The organism is Novosphingobium sp., from assembly GCF_041905565.1.
Lineage (GTDB): Bacteria > Pseudomonadota > Alphaproteobacteria > Sphingomonadales > Sphingomonadaceae > Novosphingobium.
In genome coordinates this window covers 93310-110208 of the sequence record NZ_JAYRKX010000008.1, presented here as the reverse complement: position 1 = coordinate 110208, position 16899 = coordinate 93310, and the positions used below count along the sequence as shown (strand labels likewise).

Genomic DNA, 16899 nt, shown 5'->3' with positions numbered 1-16899 from the left:
GCGCGGCCTTAGCTGCGCGTCCAGCGCAGACCCGGCGCGCTTAGCGCCTGTCAGCGCGGCCTTAGCCGCGCGTCCAGCGCAGACCCGGCGCGCTCAGCGCCGGGTGGCCATGTCGTACCAGGCGTCCAGATCGTCCTTCATCGCGCCCAGCGCCGGCTGGCTGAGATAGATCATGTGCCCGCTCTGGTAATATTTGAAGCTGATGTTGCGGCGCAGCTCCGGCGTCAGCCCCATGTGCGCGGCGTCGAATTCGGTGCTGTAGAACGGCGTCGCGGCGTCGTAATAGCCGTTCAGGAACAGCACTTTCATGTGTGGGTTCGTGCGCATGGTGTAGGCGAGGTCCACGCCGGTATTGGGCGAGGTCTGCACGCCGCGTTCACCCGGCGCGCGGTGGCGCCAGTCCCAGTCGAAGCCGCTGTCGCGGGCCGACAGCTTGTAGGGCATGTCGGTCTTGTAGCCCAGCGTGCGCGCCGCATAGTCATGGAAGCTGGCGATATAGGCGCCGGTGATCGCTGTGCTGGCCGGATCGTCGTCCGGGCTGTCGGCATTGGCATCGCCCACGTTAAGCAGGTAGCGCGTGTCGAGCCGCCCGGTGGCAAGGCCCCGGTCGCGCAGCAGCTCGGTCTGGAAATGGCCCAGGCTGACCCGCAGCCGGGCGCGCAGGATGAATTCCTCGGACAGGCCGGTAAAGCGCGCGATTTGCGCCGCCACCCGCTTCGCCTCGTCCGGGCCGATCTCGTCGCCCTTGGCCAGCGCGGCGGCATAGGGACCGGCCACGAAGGCGCGGACCTGGGCCATGAAGGCATCGAAGCTGGCCGGGCGGTCGGGCACACGGTTATGGTGCCAGGCGGTGGCCGCGAAAGTCGGCAGCAGGATCATCGTGTTCTGGTCATAACCAGGCTGGCGCACGCCGTAGTTCATGATGGTGGAGAGCAGGACGATGCCGTCCAGGCTCATCCCCCGGTCCTCCAGCAGCGCGCCCACCGCGCCCGAGCGCAGCGTGCCATAGCTTTCGCCGAACAGCACCTTGGGGCTGGTCCAGCGGTTGTTCTTGGCGACATAGCGCATGATTGCGCGGGCAAAGGCATCGGCGTCCTGGTCCACGCCCCAGAAATCCTTGCCGGTCTTGTCGCCCAGCGGGCGCGACCAGCCCGCGCCGATCGCGTCGATGAACACCAGGTCGGTCTTGTCGATCAGGCTGTCGGGGTTGGGGCGCAGGGCATACTGGGAAGGCGCCACGTAAACCGGATCGTTGGTCTGGACGCGCACCGGGGCAAAGCTGCCCATGTGCAGCCAGATGGTGGGCGAACCGGGACCGCCGTTATAGAAGAAGCTGACCGGGCGGTTGCCGCCGCCATCCTTGGTATAGGCGGTGTAGAACAGGCTGGCGGTTGGCTTGCCTTCATCGTCGCGGATCGTCAGCGTGCCGGCGGTGGCGGTATAGGCGATCTTCGCCCCGCGCACGGTGACGCTGCCTTTGCTGATGGCGCTGGCTTCCTCGACCGGGGGCTTGACCCAGGCCTGCTCGACCTCGGCGACCATCGCTTCCTTGCGGGGCTGGGGCTTGGCGGCGTCGGGCTTCCTGTCCTGCGCGGCAAGCGGCATGGCAATGGCGGCGGTGAACAGCAGCAGGCTGGCGGCAAGGCGCATGGTTCTAAATTCCCCCTTGGTGGCGTTGCGCCAGCGATGCCGCGTTGTGGCGCGCATCGCAAGGTATCGGGGCGGGGCGATCCGCGAACCGCCGATCCGGCTCGACGCAGGGCGTGGCCTTGGCCATTGCCGATCGGACGCTGCGCGGCCTATGCAACGCGCATGACACCGATGATGACGATCGAGCAACTGGCGGCCTTCTTCGTCGAGGCCTTTCCCGGCATCGCGACCGAACGCCATGCCGGGATCGTCGAAATCGCGCCGGGCCGGGTGCGGCTGCGGCTGGAGCCGGACGATGCCAGCCTGCGTCCCGGCGGGATCGTCTCCGGCCCGACCCAGATGGGCCTGGCCGACCGCGCCGCCTATGCCGCGATCCTCGCCCATATCGGCCCGGTCGCCATGGCGGTGACCAGCAACCTCAACATGAGTTTCCTGCGCGCGGTGGAATATGCGCCGGTGATGGCCGATGCGGAATTGATCAAGCTGGGCCGGCGGCTGGCCACGGTCGACGTGCGGCTGTGGCAGGACGATCCTGGCAGGGTGCTGGCGCAGGCCACCGTGACCTATGCCATTCCGGGCTAAAAGTTAGACTGGCAGGCCCCAGCGCCGCCCGGCCCAGATCAGCAGCAGGTAACCTGCGATTGCCGCCAGGCAGCCCAGCGCGAAGGCGGGGGCAAAGCCCAGGCCGCGCCGCAGCAGCGCGGCAATCAGCAGGAACGAGGGCAGGGCGGCCGCCACGTAAAGAGCGGTGCCGGTGAGGAAATCGGCGGCCCGCGCCGGGTCATGGGTGTCGCGCCACAGCCACAGCAGCGCGACCAGGCTGGTCAGCGGCAGCGAGGCGACCAGCCCGCCCCAACCGGGGTTGCGGCGGGCCAGTTCGGAGGCGGCGGCAATCAAAAGGCCCGAAAGCGCGGCCTTGATCGCCAGTTGCCCCCACATCATCAGACTTACAGCTGGTCGATCATGTAGTCGGCCGCGCTGACCTTGAATTCGCCCGGCGCTTCGACGTGGAGCTGTTCGACCACGCCGTCGTTGACCACCATCGAGAAGCGCTGGCCGCGCTTGCCCAGGCCAAAGCCCGAACCGTCCATGGTCAGCCCCAGCGCTTCGGCCAGATCGCCGTTGCCATCGGCCAGCATGGTCACATCGGCGCTGCCGGCTGACTTGCCCCAGGCGCCCATCACGAACGGATCGTTGACCGCGGTGCAGGCGATTTCGTCGATACCCTTGGCCTTGAGGTCCGCAGCATGTTCGACATAGCCCGGCAGGTGCTTGGCCGAGCAGGTCGGGGTGAACGCGCCCGGGACCGAGAACAGCGCAACGCGCTTGCCCTTGAAATAGTCTGCCGACTGGACCTGTTCGGGGCCGTTTTCGCCGGCCTTCACCAGCTTCACGTCGGGCAGCTTGTCGCCAACAGCAATCGTCATGGTCACTCTCCTGTGTGGAATTTGCGAGTCTCTCGCAGGATATAGGCACGCTGCGCCGCAGGGCAACGCCCGGACATGGTAAAATTCGCTTTACCGGGCCACTTTAAGAATGAGTAAAGCGATTGGGCGAGCATGTCTTTCGCGGGGGTCGCCCCGCCGGGAGACTGCGAGATGAAGATTGCACAGACACTTGCGGCCGGGTTGGCCGCCTTCGGCCTGCTGGCCTCCGTGCCGGCCAGCGCCGCGCCGATGAGCAGCGCCGAGAAGCTGCGCCGGCTGGACATCATGCTGATGGTCACGGGCCTGCGCTGCCGGACCACGGCGGACAATTTTCAGGCCGATTACGGACGGTTCACCACCAACCACATCGCCGAACTCAACGCCGCCAGCAATGCGATGAAAGCCGAACTGGCCGGTCGCCACGGGGCGGCCGGGGCCACCCGCGCGCTTGACCGGCTGAGTGTGATCATGGCTAATTCCTATGGCCAGGGGCATCCCTGGCTCGATTGCCGCCAGCTCAAGCAGGTCACTCGCGGGCTGGCCGATGCGCGCGGGTCCGAACCGCTGGTCGCGGCGGCAGACCAGCTGCTGGAAAGCACCGGCACCCCTCAATTCGCCTGGTTGCGGCGCTAGGATAGCGAAAGCGATATAAAGGCAGCTCTATATTTGCCTCCACCCGGATGAGCAGGTAAGGGGCGGCGCAGACCAGGCGCTGCCCCTTATTGCTGCGGGCGGCGCTTCCCGTGACAGGAGTTGCCGCGTGACCACCGCCCAGACCGAACATGACTATGTGATTGCCGATATTGGCCTCGCTGATTTCGGCCGCGCCGAAATTGCCATCGCCGAAACCGAAATGCCCGGCCTGATGGCGCTGCGCGAGGAATTCGGCGCTGCCCAGCCGCTCAAGGGTGCGCGGATCACCGGCTCGCTGCACATGACGATCCAGACCGCGGTGCTGATCGAAACGCTGGTCGCGCTGGGCGCCGAAGTGCGCTGGGCAACCTGCAACATCTTTTCCACCCAGGACCACGCCGCCGCCGCTATCGCCGCGCGGGGTATCCCGGTGTTCGCCGTCAAGGGCGAAAGCCTGGCCGAATACTGGGACTATGTCGGCCGGATCTTTGACTGGGACGACGGTTCGGGCCGCACTGCCAACATGATCCTGGATGATGGCGGCGACGCCACCATGTTCGCGCTGTGGGGCGCGCGGGTTGAAGCGGGCGAAGACCTGTTCGAACCCAGCAACGCCGAGGAAATCGAATTCGTCCGCGCGCTGAAGGAATTCCTCAAGCGCAAGCCGGGCTACCTCACCATGTCGGTCGCCCACATCAAGGGCGTGTCGGAAGAAACCACCACCGGCGTCCACCGCCTTTACCAGATCGCCAAGGACGGCAAGCTGCCGTTCCCCGCGATCAACGTGAACGACAGCGTTACCAAGTCGAAGTTCGACAACCTGTACGGCTGCAAGGAATCGCTGGTCGACGCGATCCGCCGCGCGACCGACACCATGCTGGCTGGCAAGGTCGCCTGCGTGGCGGGCTTCGGTGATGTGGGCAAGGGCAGCGCCGCTTCGCTGCGCAACGGCGGCGCGCGCGTAATGGTCACCGAAATCGACCCGATCTGCGCGCTGCAGGCGGCGATGGAAGGCTATGAAGTCGTCACCATGGAAGAAGCCGTGCAGCGCTGTGACATCTTCGTCACCGCCACCGGCAACGAGGACGTGATCACCGCCGAGCACATGAAGGCGATGAAGCCGATGGCGATCGTCTGCAACATCGGCCACTTCGACAGCGAAATCCAGATTTCGGCCCTGTCGAACTACAAGTGGACCGAAGTGAAGCCCGGCACCGACCTGGTCGAATTCCCCGACGGCAAGCAGATCATCATCCTGGCCAAGGGCCGCCTCGTGAACCTGGGCTGCGCCACCGGCCACCCCAGCTTCGTGATGAGCAGCAGCTTCACCAACCAGACCCTGGCGCAAATCGAACTGTTCACCAAGAACAGCGAATACAAGAACGAGGTCTATGTCCTGCCCAAGCACCTCGACGAGAAGGTTGCGGCGCTGCACCTCGAAAAGCTGGGCGTGAAGCTGACCAAGCTGAGCCAGAAGCAGGCCGACTATATCGGCGTTTCGGCGCAGGGCCCGTTCAAGCCGGACCACTATCGCTATTGATTGTTCACGAAGTGCGATTAGGTTGCCCCGCGTGATGGTCGATGATCAAAATCCTTATCCCGCTTGGGCTGAGAACGCGACAAAGGGCGACTTAATTCGCGCGGTTGTATACATGCGGTCAAATATGACGGCTCTCGCGAGTGTGGTCATAGCCTTGGCGGCGAATAATGAGGAAGAAGCTCGATCACGCATGAGCACGTACTTCACTACGAACGCAGAACTTGATCGCGTAATGAATGAGATTGCGGGAAGGCCCTGATGGCTACGAACCCGATTGACGATCTTGCGGCGGTGAGAAAACTGAAGGCAGAAAATGAAGCGCTGATGCGCGAGAATGAGACCTTGAAAAATGGGAGCGGAGGGGGCACCTCTGGTGGCATGGAAGGCCGCGTAGCCAAACTTGAAGCGCTTGTTGAGACGCTTCGTTCCGACGTCACGTCGATCAAAAAAGACGTTGGCGATATGCGGGTTAGCATCGCCACGCTTGTTGAACGTGTTGCCCACCTCCCCGGGAAGGGTTTCGTTATAACTGCGACTACAACGACCATTGCAATGTTGACTGGCGTTGTTGTTTTTGGCGAAAAAATTCGATCACTTCTCGGGCTTGGTTGAGGCAATTTCAATCTAAAGCCTCTTGCGGCATTGTAATCTAGCTGCAGCCCGAATAGCTGGAAAGCATGACGCTGACCCCCACCGCCGCGATGCTGATCGCCCTGCTGCTGGCGGGGTGGACGATCGCGGCCGCCTGGGCGTGGCAATCCGCGCGGCGGCGCGAGCGCAAGGCCGAGGCCGGGCAGCGCCAAGCCCGGCGTCTCGCCAAGATGGTCGATGAAAGCCCGGCGTTGCCGCTGCTGGTCCGCGCCGACGGCAAGATCGAGGCGCCGCAGCGGCTGGCCAACTGGCTGGGGCTGGAACGCGTGCCCCAGTTCCTGACCGAGCTGGACGGCGGGCGGATCGACGGCGGCGGCGGCGGGCTGACCCGCGAGCAGCTTGAACAACTTAGCGAGGCGGTGCGCCGCACGCAGAAAACCGCCGCGCCGTTCCGCATGGTCGTCACCCCGCGCGGCTCGAACCGCAGCCTGGCGCTGCGCGGCCACCTGGCCGATCCGGCGGTGTCGCCGGGCGGGGCGGCGCTGGTCTGGGTGTTCGATTTTTCCGACAGCGAAAGCGAACTGGTGCAACTGCGCGCCGAAGCTGCCCGCGCCCGCAGCGATTTTGCCGCGCTGGTCGGCCTGATCGAAGCCGCGCCGATGCCGATGTGGTTCCGCGCCCCAGATGGCGCGCTGCAGCTGGTCAACCACGCCTATGTCAGCGCCGTCGCCGGCAAGGACGCCCGCGCCGTGGTGGCCGACGGGGTGGAACTGGTCGAAAGCGTCGACGGGCTGACCGCCAAACAGGTCGCCCTGCAAGCCGCCGCCAAGCAATTGCCGATCGAACGGATCGTCGCCGCGACGATCGACGGCGCGCGCCGGGCGCTGCGCGTGTCCGACCTGCCGCTGGGCGAGGAAGGCATCGCCGGTTACGCCGTCGACATCGAGGACATGGAGGAACAGGCCCGCGCTTTCCGCGCCTTCCGCGATGCCCAGCGCGCGATGCTCGACCAGCTGTCCGCCGGGGTCGCCCAGTTCGATGCCAAGCGCCAGCTGACCTTTGCCAACCAGCCATTCCAGCGCCTGTTCGCGCTGAAGCCTGCCGTGATGCTCGATCCGCCGCCGTTCGAACGCCTGCTCGACATGGCGCGCGATGCCGGGCGGGTGCCCGAAGCGCGCGATTTTCCCGCCTGGCGGCGCGAGCGCGTGGCCTGGTTCCTGGCCAGCGCGGCGCAAGAAGAAGCCTGGGTCCTGGCCGATGGCACGCACCTGCGCGTGGTCGCCCAGCCGCTGCCGGATGGCGGGATGCTGCTGATTGCCGAGGACCGGACCGAACAACTGCGCCTGTCCGCCGTGCGCGACACCCTGCTGCGCACCCGCACCGCGACGTTCGACAGCCTGTTCGAATCGGTCGCGGTGTTCGCCCCCGACGGCCGCCTGCAACTGTGGAACCGCCGCTTTGCCGCCGATTGGGGGCTGGATGAAAGTCATCTGGACGGCCACCCACGGGTCGACAGCCTGCTCGAACGGATCGCGCGCCGCCTGGCCAAGCCGGTCAAGGCCAAGGCCGTGGGCGACGTGGTCCGCGCCGCGACGCTGGACCGCAAGCAGACCGGCGGCCGCGCGCTGCTGGCCGATGGCCGCACGCTGGAATTCGCCGGGGTGCCGCTGCCCGATGGCAACGGCCTGCTGACCGTGCTCGACATCACCGATTCGCAGATGGCCGAGGAAGCCCTGCGCGAACGCAATGCCGCGCTGGAAGAAGCCGACGCGATGAAGACCCGCTTCCTCGCCAACATGAGCTACGAATTCCGCACCCCGCTGACTTCGATCGGCGGCTTTGCCGAACTGCTTGAAGCGGGACTGGGCGGCGACCTGTCGGACCAGGGCAAGGAATATGTCGGCGCGATCCTGACTTCGGTCGAGCGACTGGGCGAACAGATCGAAAGCGTGCTCGACCTGTCGCAAAGCGAAGCGGGCATGTTGCCGCTGGCGCGCGACGAGATCGAGCTGTTCCCGCTGGTCACCAAGCTGGTCGAGGACCGCGCCCAGCGCATCCGCGACGCCGGCCTCTCGCTCGACCTGCGCGGTGACCGGGGCGTGGGCCGGATCTCCGGCGATCGCCGCCGCCTGGCCCGCGCGATCGGCCATGTGATCGACAACGCGATCACCGCCACGCCGCAGGGCGGGCGCATCCTGGTCGAACTGTCGGGCCGCAAGGGCCACGCGCAGATCGTCATTTCCGACAACGGCCCGGGGATGGACGCGGCCACGCTCGCCCGCGCGCTCGACGGGTTGAAGCTGACCGCCGATGGCAAGATGGTGGAACGCCGCCAGGGCCTTGGCCTGCCGCTCGCCCGCCAGCTGGTCGAAGCGCATGGCGGCACGATGACCATGCATAGCGAACCGGGGCAGGGCACTGCCGCGATCATCGAGCTGCCGTGATCGTTGCCTTGCCCGATCTGGCTGCCACTGCGGCGTTTGGCGAGCGGATCGCCGCCGCCCTGCAACCGGGCGACGTGGTGGCGCTGGAAGGCGGGCTGGGTGCGGGCAAGACCACGCTGGCCCGCGCGATCATCGCCGCGCTGGGCCATCAGGGCGAAGTACCCAGTCCCAGCTTCGCGATCATCGAAACCTACGAGGTGCCGCAGGTTCGCCTGCCGCTGGTCCATGCCGATTTCTACCGGCTGAATGCCCCGCACGAGGCCGAGGAGCTGGGGCTGGAGGACTATCGCGACGGCGCGGCGCTGCTCGCCGAATGGCCTGATAAGGCGGGCGGATTCGCCCACGAGCCGGGCTGCCTGTCGATCCGGCTGGAAACTGCGGACAGCGGGCGGATTGCCATTGTCGAACCCGGTTCCGATTGGCTAGTGCGCGAGGGATGGAACTGAACCTGCCCGCCGGGCTCGACGCCTTTCTCGCCACTGCCGGATGGGGCGATGCCGCCATCGAACCGCTGGCCGGGGACGCCTCGTTCCGCCGCTATTTCCGCCTCCGCCGCGACAGTGGCAAGACCGCGATGCTGATGGACGCCCCCCCGCCGAACGAGGATCCGCAGCCGTTCCTGCGCGCCGCCCGGTGGCTGGACGCCAACGGCCTGCGCGCGCCGCGCGTGCTGGCTGATGACGCCGCGCGCGGCCTCGTGCTGCTGGAAGATTTCGGCGAGGTGCGGATGCGCGAATACCTCGACGAATGGCCGGCGGACGAGCGCGAGGTTTATACCGCCGCGATCGACGCGCTGATCGAATTGCACCGCCTGCCGGCCGGGCCGTTCGTCGACTATTCGATGCAGGAATACCAGCGCGAGGCGAAGCTGTTCGTTGACTGGTATTGCCCGGCGCAGAACCTCTATGTCGACGGGCCGGGCTATGCCGCCGCGTGGGAACAGGTGCTGGCGCCGATGCTGCCGCGCCAGCGCCCCGGGGTGACGGTGCTGCGCGATTACCATGCGGAAAACATCATGCTGCTGGGCTCGCTGCGCGAGCAGGGGCTGCTCGACTTCCAGGACGCGCTGGTCGGCCATCCGGCCTATGACCTGGTGTCGCTGCTGCAAGATGCACGGCGCGACGTTTCGCCCGAGCTGGAAGCGGAAATGTTCGATTACTACGCCGGCAAGACCGGGGCGGGCGATGATTTCCTGGCCGACTATGCCCGGCTGGGTGCGCAGCGCAACGCCAAGATCGTCGGCATTTTCGTCCGCCTGTGGAAGCGTGACGGCAAGCCGAAATACCTCTCGTACATCCCGCGCGTCTGGCAGGCGCTGGAACGCGACCTGACCCACCCGGCGCTGGAACCGGTGGCGCAGTGGTTCGCCGCCAACGTGCCCGCCGCGCTGCGCGAGGGCCACGGGGGCAGCTTCGCGGCATGAACAGCGCGGTTCCGGGCACGGCGATGATCATGGCTGCGGGCAAGGGCACGCGGATGATGCCGCTGACCAGGACCCGGCCCAAGCCGCTGGTCGAAGTGGCCGGCAGCACTCTGCTCGATCACGTGCTGGACCTGCTGCGCGGTGCCGGGGTGGGGCGGATCGTGGTCAACGTCCACTACCTTGCCGACCAGATCGAGGCGCACCTGGCCGAACATGCCGGCGATTTTGCCGTGGCCATTTCGGACGAACGCGCATTGCTGCGCGATACCGGCGGCGGGCTGGTCAAGGCGCTGCCCCTGATCCCGGACGATCCGTTCTTCTGCATCAATGCCGATAACTGGTTCACTGATGGCGGCGAAAACCTGCTCCGCCGCATGGCGGCTGCCTGGGACGCCGAGCGGATGGACGTGCTGATGCTGGTCGTCCCGTTCGATCGGGCGGGCAACACGCAGGGGACCGGCGATTTCGACCTGGCCGCCGATGGCCGCCTGTCACGCGAAGGGGGCAAGCGCGCACGGCCCTATGTCTGGACCGGGGTGCAATTGCTGGCCCGCCACGTGGTGACCGATCCGCCGGCTGACGTGTTCTCGACCAACGTGTTCTGGGACCGGGCGATTGCCAAAGGGCGCTGCTACGGTCTGGTGCATGATGGCGGCTGGTTCGATGTCGGCTATCCCGAAGCGATCGGCCTGACCGAGTCGGCGCTGGCCCGTGGCTGAGGCGGTCCATCCGCAAGTCTACTCGATCGCCGCGCACCGCGGCTTTGCCGATGCGCTGGTGGCGGGGCTGATCCCGCGTTACGCGGCGGGCGATCTCGGCCTGGCGCGGCTGACCCTGCTGCTGCCCAGCCGCCGCGCCGAACGGATCATTACCGAGGCTTTCGTGCGCCTGTCGGGCGGGGGGATGCTGCTGCCGCGCATGGCGGTGGTGGGCGACCTTGATCTGGACGAGACGCTGGGGCCGCTGCTCGATCCGCTGGGTGCGGGCAGCGCGATTCCGCCCGCTGCCAATCCGACGCGCCGCTGGCTGCGCCTCGCCGCGCTGCTGGCCGAGGAAATGGGCGACAGCGCGCCCAAGGCCCCCGGCCTGCTGCGTCTGGCCCAGGAAATGGCGCGGACCATGGACCGGCTGGCGGTGGAAGGGATTGGCCTGGGCGATCTGCTCCAGGACCGGGTTGCCGGGATCGTCGGCGATCTGGCCGATCACTGGCGCGAATCGACCCGGCTGTTTGCCCGCGTCCAGGCACGCTGGCAGCTTGAACTGGACGCGCGCGGCGAGGTCGATCCGCCCGAGCGGCGCAACCGCCTGTTCGAACACGCCGCGCGGCGCTGGCGCGAACAGCCGCCCGCGCACCCGGTCGTCGCCGCCGGGGTGACCAGCGCCTCGCCCGCGCTGGCGCAGCTGCTGCGCACCGTGGCCATGCTGCCGCGCGGGGCGGTGATCCTGCCCGACCTCGATCTCGATCTGGACGGTGCGGTGTGGGACGCGCTTGGCACCGCGGGCGCGCCGGCCGGGCCGGACGATCCGCCGTTCGGCGCGGGTGATGCCGTCACTCACCCGCAATACCACCTCAAGCTGCTGCTCAACCGCATGGGGGTGCAGCGCGGCGAAGTGCAGCCGTGGCACCGCGCCGGCCTGTCCGCTGCCCGGCCCGAGCGTAGCCGCGCCATCTCCAACCTGTTCCTGCCGCCCCAGGCCAGCGCGGGCTGGGTGGACCTGCCCGCCGCCCAGCGCCGCCTTTCAGGCGTGCGGCTGATGCAGACCGCTCACCCGGACGAGGAAGCCCAGGCCGTGGCGATCCTGGTCCGCCAGGCGCTCGAAGCGCCGGAACGCCGCGTCGCCGTGATCACGCCCGACCGGGGGCTGGCTGGGCGCGTTGTCGCCCATTTGCGCCGCTGGGGGATCGTGGCGGACGATTCCGCCGGGCGGCCCTTGCCGCAGACCACGGCGGGCCGCGTGCTGTTGCTGCTCGCCGAAGTGGTTGCCCAGGCCGCCGCGCCGGTGCCCTTGCTTGCGCTGTTGCAGCACCCGCTGGTGCGGCCCGGCGAAGGGCGCGCCGCCTGGCTTGAGGCGAGCCGCGCGCTTGACCTCGCGCTGCGCGGGCCTCGCCCCGCACCCGGCCTGCCCCCGCTGCGCGCCGCGATCGACAAGCTGGCCAAGCGTGCCAACGGCGCGGCAATCGCCGCCTGGTGGGCCGAGGTGGAGGAAGTGCTTGCGCCCCTGCTCGACTGGCCCGAACGCCTGCCGCTGGCCGAAGCGTTGGCCCGTCTGGCCAGCGCGGGCGAGGCGCTGTGCGGCGAAGCGCTGTGGGGCAATGCCGATGGCCGCGCTCTGGCCGCTCTGGTCGAGGAACTGCGCGGCGCCACCGCCGAAGTCGGTACGCAGCTTGCCCCCGCCGACCTGCCCGCAGTGCTGCGCGACGCGCTGGACCGCGTGGCCGTGCGCCCGCCGTGGGGCGGCCACCCGCGCGTGGCGATCTATGGCCTCCTCGAAGCGCGGATGAGCCGCGCCGAACTGGTGATCTGCGCCGGGCTGACCGAGGGCGTCTGGCCCGCCAGCCCGAGCCCCGAACCGCTGTTGCCCCCCGCCGTGCTGCGCGCGCTGGGTGTGCCCGGGGCGGAATTCCGCATCGGCCTGTCGGCGCACGACCTCGCCGGTGCGCTTGGCGCGCCCGAAGTGGTGCTGAGCTGGGCGCAGCGCGACGAAGGCGCGCCGGTGATCCCCAGCCGCTTCGTGCTGCGGGTCGAAGCGATGCTTGGCGAGCTGGCCGAGGCGCACCGCGAGGTCGAGGCGGTCGATCTGGCCCGCCGGATCGACCTTGGCAGTCCCGCCCGCCCGGCAGCGCGGCCCGCGCCCGATCCAACCCCCGCTCAACGCGATGTTGCCCTGGCGGTGACCGCGATCGACCGTTTGCTGGGCGATCCCTACCAGTTCTATGCCCAGGCGATCCTGCGGCTGCGGGTGCTCGATGCGCTCGACGCCGAACCGACCGCCGCGTGGAAGGGCACCGTGGTCCACCGCGTGCTGGAGCGCTGGCACAAGGCCGGTGAAGGGCCGGGCGAACTGCTCAGCCTCGCCGCGCAGGAACTGGCCGAAATGCGCGCGCACCCGCTGGTCCGCAGCCTGTGGTGGCCGCGCCTCGCCAAGGCGCTCGAGTGGGTCGACGCGGAGATCGCCCGGCTGGCCGCCGAAGGCCGCCACGTCCTGGCCAGCGAAGTGAAGGGCGAGATGACCTTTCGCGGCGTGCGCGTCCACGGTCGCGCCGACCGGATCGACCGGATGGCCGACGGCACGCTGGGGATCGTCGATTACAAGACCGGCATTCCCCCCAGCCGCAAACGCGTGGCCGATGGCTATGCGCTGCAACTGGGGGTGATCGGCCTGATTGCGGCGGCGGGCGGCTTTGCGGGCGTCGCGGGTAGCCCCGAATGGTTCGAATACTGGTCACTCGCCAAGCGCCCGCGCAGCGAGGACAAGGCCGCCTTCGGCCATGCCCTGGCTCCGTTCAAGACGGAAAAATCAGCCGGTTTGGCGCGCGAGGACTTCCTCGACAAATCCGCCGCTGACCTGGGCAAGGCGATTGACCTGTTCATTCGCGGCACGGCCCCGTTCGAGGCCAGCCTGCAGCCCGACCTTTATGGCTACCACGATTACGACCAGCTGATGCGGCTGGACGAATGGCAGGCGCGCGGCCGCGCCGATGGGGATGCGGCATGAGCGGCGGCAAGCGCCTGTTCCCGCTGACTGACGAGCAGCGCCCGGCGGTCGATCCGGGTGAGGTGGTGTGGCTGTCCGCCTCGGCCGGGACCGGCAAGACCCAGGTGCTGTCGGCCCGCGTGCTGCGGCTGCTGCTTCAGCCCGATGTCACCCCCGGCCAGGTGCTGTGCCTGACTTTCACCAAGGCCGGCGCGACCGAAATGGCCGCGCGCATCAACGAGGTGCTGGCGCGCTGGGTGCGGGCCGATGACACCGCCCTGTTCAACGATCTTGAGGCGATCGGCGCGCCCTCCGGCCCGGAAGCGCGGGCGCGGGCGCGCACGCTGTTTGCCGAAGTGCTCGATTGCCCGGGCGGCGGCCTCAGGATCGATACGATCCACGCCTTCGCCCAGTGGCTGCTCTCGGCTTTCCCGCACGAGGCCGGGCTGGTCCCCGGCACCCGCGCGATGGAAGATCGCGACCGCGAGATGCTGCTGCGCGAAGTGCTGGCCGACCTGCTGGTCACGGCCGAGCGCGAGAACGACGCGGCGACGCTCGATGCGCTGGCGCAGCTGTCGGTCCGGCTCGGACCCGATGCGGTGCAGGGCTACCTGCTGCGCTGCGCCGCCGCGCGCGAGGCGTGGGAAGGGCCGGGCAGCTGGCAGCCGCCGATGCGCGCCAACGTGCTGCGCCTGATCGGCCTGCCGAGCGATGCGAGCGAGGCCGACCTTGCCGCCCTGTGCGCCGATGATGTGTTCGATACCGATGCCTTGCACTGCTGCCTGTCGGCCTATTCGCAGTGGAACGGCAAGAAGGGCATGGCCGGGCGCGCGGTGATTGCCGACTGGCTGTCCGCGGGGGCGGCCGAACGGCTTGAGCGGCTGGATGAACTGCACAAGGTGCTGTTCACGCAGAAGGACACGGTGCGCGACGTGTCCTCGCTCGAAAAGTTCGAAAGCCATTTCGGGCAGGCGGCGGAAAGCGTGCTGGCCTGTTCGCTGGCGGTGCGCGAACGCCGCGCGCTGCTCGAACTGGCCGATTTCCTGGTCCCCACGCTGGAACTGGGCCGCAAGTTCGCGCTGGCCTGGGCCGAGGCCAAGGCCCGCGCCGGGTTCATCGATTTCGACGACCAGATCCGCAAGGCCGCCGCGCTGCTGACCCGCAGCGAGCTGGCCGACTGGATCCGCTACAAGCTGGACCGCCGGTTCGACCATATCCTGGTCGATGAGGCCCAGGATACCAATGCCGCGCAGTGGCGCATCATCAGCGCGCTGACCGAGGATTTCTTCGCCGGCGAGGGCGCCCGGGCGGACAAGCTGCGCACGCTGTTCGTGGTCGGCGATTACAAGCAGGCGATCTTCCGTTTCCAGGGCACCAGCCCGGAAAACTTCGAGCAGGCCCGCCGCCGGGTGAAGCAGGCGATGACCGGCCTTGCTGAAAACGTCGTCATGCTGCGCCGCGACGGCATGGCGCGGGACCTGCGCGAACTTGGGCTGGGGCGCAGCTTCCGCACTGCGCGGGCGATCCTGCACTTCGTCGACCTCGCGATCGGGCGGATCGGCCATGCCGCCTTCGGCCTGGCGCAGCAGCCCGACCCGCACGTGGGCGAGGACCGCCCGGGCCTGGTCACGCTGTGGCAGGTGGTCGGCGCGCCCAGCGGCAGCGAGGATGACGGCGACGAGGGCGAGGAAGACTGGATGGCCCGGTCCGACCGCCAGCTGGCTGACCGGATCGCCCGGCAGGTGCGCAGCTGGCTGGATGAGGGCTATCCGCTGGTCAAGGGGACCACGCGCCGCGCGGGGCCGGGCGACGTCATGGTGCTGGTGCGCAAGCGCAAGGAACTGGCCGGGCTGATCGTCGCGCGGCTCCATGCCGCCGGGGTGCCGGTGGCCGGGGTCGACCGGCTGCGGCTCGCCGCGCCGCTCGCAGTGCGAGACCTGATGGCGGCGCTGCGCTTCGCCGCTCAGCCGCTCGACGATCTCAACCTCGCCTGCCTGCTGATCTCGCCCTTGATCGGCTGGGACCAGGACGATCTGCTGGAATACGGCTATCGCGGCGAAGGCGTGGCGCTGTGGGATCACTTGCGCCGCCAGCGCGGGGGCAAGGTCGATCCGGCGCTGGCCGCGCTGCTCGAACTGCTGCGCAGCGCCGATTACGATTCGCCGCAGGCGCTGCTGCAATGGCTGCTGACCGGTCCGTGGCAGGGCCGGCGCAAGCTGGTCGCGCGGCTGGGGCGCGAAGCGAACGATCCGATTGACGAATTGCTCAACGCCGCCAGCGCCTTTGCCGCGAACGAAGTGCCCAGCCTGCAGGGCTTCATCCGCTGGTTCGACGCGGGCGAGGGCGAGCTGAAGCGCGAGGCGACCCAGGGCGGCAACGAAGTGCGGGTGATGACCGTGCACGGATCGAAAGGCCTGCAAGCGCCGATCGTCATCCTGGCCGATGCGGCGGACAATCCCAATTCCTCGCGCCCCAGCCCGCTCGACCTGGTCGATCCGGCGGGCGAGGGCACGCGCAAGTTCCCGCTGCCCGCGCTGTCGAAAGACGAGAAGCTGGGCCGCCTGGCCGAAGCCGAAGCCCAGGTCCGCGCCGAGGAAATGCAGGAACACTGGCGGCTGATGTATGTCGCCATGACCCGTGCGGAAGAAGCGCTGTTCATCGCCGGGGCGCTGGGCGCTAAGGAAAAGGAACCCGCGCCCGACAGCTGGTATGCCCGCCTGTCCGGGCTGTTCCAGGCCGAGGAATGGGTCGAGGACGAGCTGTGGGGCGCGCGCGCCGAACATGGCGAGCGCCCGGCCATCGCGGTGCCGGCGAAGGTCACGCGGATTGCCGAATTGCCGCTGCTGCCGCCCTGGCTGGATCGCGGCGCACCCGCCGAACCGCGCCCGCCGCGCCCGCTTGCCCCGTCGGCGCTGGGCGAGGAGCAGAGCGCCGATCCGCCCTGGCCACCGGGTGCCGGAAAGGCGGCGGCGCGGCGCGGGGTGCTGCTGCACCGCCTGCTCGAACGCCTGCCCGAAGTGGCCGAGGGCGAGCGCAGGACCGCGGCGCAGGCCTGGCTGGCCCGCGCGGCAAGCGATCTCGATGCCCAGGCCCGCGCAGAAATTGTTGCTTCTGCTCTCGCAGTGGTCGCGGACAAGCGCTGGGCGGAGCTGTTTTCGGCTGAGGCGCTGGCCGAAGTGCCGATTGCTGCTGCGGTGGGCGATCAGGTGGTGGCCGGGACCATCGACCGGCTGCTGCTGCGTGATGAGCGCATCCGGCTGATCGATTTCAAGACCGCCCGCCGCCCGCCCGCCAGTCTGGACGAGGTGCCGGTGGCGATCCTGCGGCAGATGGCGGCCTATGCCGCCGCGCTGGAAGCGACCTATCCGGGCCGCACGGTGGAAGCCGCCCTGCTCTATACCCAGGTGCCGCGCCTGATCGAGATTCCGCCCCGGTTGCTCGCTGTCCACAAGCAGGCATTGACCGGCGCGCAGGAATCCTTTTGATCCGGGCCAA

At 68.4% G+C, this 16899-nt stretch carries 13 protein-coding genes; 10 read left to right on the top strand and 3 right to left on the bottom strand.

All coding sequences use genetic code 11. The features are described 5' to 3' along the window. Positions 1-93: 93 nt before the first annotated feature. Positions 94-1650 carry a S10 family peptidase gene (locus tag ACE3N9_RS08650; protein ID WP_374282859.1) on the bottom strand — a complete coding sequence of 519 codons (1557 nt, stop codon included), beginning with the start codon at positions 1648-1650 and terminating at the stop codon, positions 94-96. A 162-nt stretch (positions 1651-1812) separates the two neighbouring features. On the opposite strand from ACE3N9_RS08650, the gene ACE3N9_RS08645 reads away from it, so the two are divergent. After that, positions 1813-2232 (top strand): PaaI family thioesterase, encoded by a 420-nt coding sequence (locus tag ACE3N9_RS08645; RefSeq protein WP_374282858.1) that lies wholly within the window; start codon positions 1813-1815, stop codon positions 2230-2232. Between the two features lie 3 nt (positions 2233-2235). Here ACE3N9_RS08645 and ACE3N9_RS08640 read toward each other — a convergent pair whose 3' ends face one another. Together ACE3N9_RS08640 and ACE3N9_RS08635 are read right to left on the bottom strand one after the other, a co-directional pair. Continuing rightward, the gene (locus ACE3N9_RS08640; protein WP_374282856.1) at positions 2236-2592 is read right to left on the bottom strand and encodes a DUF3147 family protein; all 357 of its coding nucleotides are present in this window, start codon (positions 2590-2592) and stop codon (positions 2236-2238) included. Positions 2593-2597: 5 nt separating this feature from the next. Next, positions 2598-3077: a peroxiredoxin gene (locus ACE3N9_RS08635; protein WP_374282854.1), complete on the bottom strand. Its 480-nt coding sequence runs from the start codon at positions 3075-3077 to the stop codon at positions 2598-2600. 171 nt (positions 3078-3248) lie between these two features. Here ACE3N9_RS08635 and ACE3N9_RS08630 point away from each other — a divergent pair, with 171 nt between their 5' ends. The 9 genes from ACE3N9_RS08630 to addA all read left to right on the top strand — a co-directional run bounded on the left by ACE3N9_RS08630 (position 3249) and on the right by addA (position 16889). After that, on the top strand, positions 3249-3710 hold the full coding sequence (locus ACE3N9_RS08630; RefSeq protein ID WP_374282852.1) for an S-adenosyl-L-homocysteine hydrolase: 462 nt from the start codon (positions 3249-3251) through the stop codon (positions 3708-3710). 127 nt (positions 3711-3837) lie between these two features. Continuing rightward, a complete protein-coding gene (ahcY, locus tag ACE3N9_RS08625) occupies positions 3838-5250 on the top strand; it encodes an adenosylhomocysteinase (protein ID WP_374282850.1) in 1413 nt (470 codons plus the stop codon). A 258-nt stretch (positions 5251-5508) separates the two neighbouring features. Continuing rightward, a complete protein-coding gene (locus ACE3N9_RS08620; RefSeq protein ID WP_374282848.1) occupies positions 5509-5862 on the top strand; it encodes a hypothetical protein in 354 nt (117 codons plus the stop codon). Positions 5863-5927: 65 nt separating this feature from the next. After that, the gene (locus ACE3N9_RS08615) at positions 5928-8285 is read left to right on the top strand and encodes a PAS-domain containing protein (RefSeq protein WP_374282847.1); all 2358 of its coding nucleotides are present in this window, start codon (positions 5928-5930) and stop codon (positions 8283-8285) included. Then, positions 8282-8731 (top strand): tRNA (adenosine(37)-N6)-threonylcarbamoyltransferase complex ATPase subunit type 1 TsaE, encoded by a 450-nt coding sequence (gene tsaE / locus ACE3N9_RS08610; protein WP_374282845.1) that lies wholly within the window; start codon positions 8282-8284, stop codon positions 8729-8731. The genes ACE3N9_RS08615 and tsaE overlap by 4 nt, the downstream gene beginning before the upstream one ends. Further along, complete coding sequence (locus ACE3N9_RS08605) at positions 8722-9708, top strand: aminoglycoside phosphotransferase family protein (RefSeq protein ID WP_374282843.1); 987 nt, start codon at positions 8722-8724, stop codon at positions 9706-9708. Before tsaE ends, ACE3N9_RS08605 begins: the two co-directional genes overlap by 10 nt. Then, on the top strand, positions 9705-10427 hold the full coding sequence (locus ACE3N9_RS08600; RefSeq protein ID WP_374282841.1) for a nucleotidyltransferase family protein: 723 nt from the start codon (positions 9705-9707) through the stop codon (positions 10425-10427). The genes ACE3N9_RS08605 and ACE3N9_RS08600 overlap by 4 nt, the downstream gene beginning before the upstream one ends. After that, entirely contained in the window at positions 10420-13425 is a 3006-nt protein-coding gene (addB, locus tag ACE3N9_RS08595; protein WP_374282839.1) for a double-strand break repair protein AddB, read from the top strand. The genes ACE3N9_RS08600 and addB overlap by 8 nt, the downstream gene beginning before the upstream one ends. After that, entirely contained in the window at positions 13422-16889 is a 3468-nt protein-coding gene (gene addA / locus ACE3N9_RS08590; RefSeq protein ID WP_374282837.1) for a double-strand break repair helicase AddA, read from the top strand. Before addB ends, addA begins: the two co-directional genes overlap by 4 nt. The last annotated feature ends 10 nt before the right edge of the window (positions 16890-16899 follow it).

Coding starts and splice junctions, on each gene's coding strand:
- ACE3N9_RS08650 (WP_374282859.1), bottom strand. CDS start 1,650: ATGCGCCTTGCCGCCAGCCTGCTGCTGTTCACCGCCGCCATTGCCATG.
- ACE3N9_RS08645 (WP_374282858.1), top strand. CDS start 1,813: ATGACACCGATGATGACGATCGAGCAACTGGCGGCCTTCTTCGTCGAG.
- ACE3N9_RS08640 (WP_374282856.1), bottom strand. CDS start 2,592: ATGATGTGGGGGCAACTGGCGATCAAGGCCGCGCTTTCGGGCCTTTTG.
- ACE3N9_RS08635 (WP_374282854.1), bottom strand. CDS start 3,077: ATGACGATTGCTGTTGGCGACAAGCTGCCCGACGTGAAGCTGGTGAAG.
- ACE3N9_RS08630 (WP_374282852.1), top strand. CDS start 3,249: ATGAAGATTGCACAGACACTTGCGGCCGGGTTGGCCGCCTTCGGCCTG.
- ACE3N9_RS08620 (WP_374282848.1), top strand. CDS start 5,509: ATGGCTACGAACCCGATTGACGATCTTGCGGCGGTGAGAAAACTGAAG.
- ACE3N9_RS08615 (WP_374282847.1), top strand. CDS start 5,928: ATGACGCTGACCCCCACCGCCGCGATGCTGATCGCCCTGCTGCTGGCG.
- ACE3N9_RS08605 (WP_374282843.1), top strand. CDS start 8,722: ATGGAACTGAACCTGCCCGCCGGGCTCGACGCCTTTCTCGCCACTGCC.
- ACE3N9_RS08600 (WP_374282841.1), top strand. CDS start 9,705: ATGAACAGCGCGGTTCCGGGCACGGCGATGATCATGGCTGCGGGCAAG.
- addA (WP_374282837.1), top strand. CDS start 13,422: ATGAGCGGCGGCAAGCGCCTGTTCCCGCTGACTGACGAGCAGCGCCCG.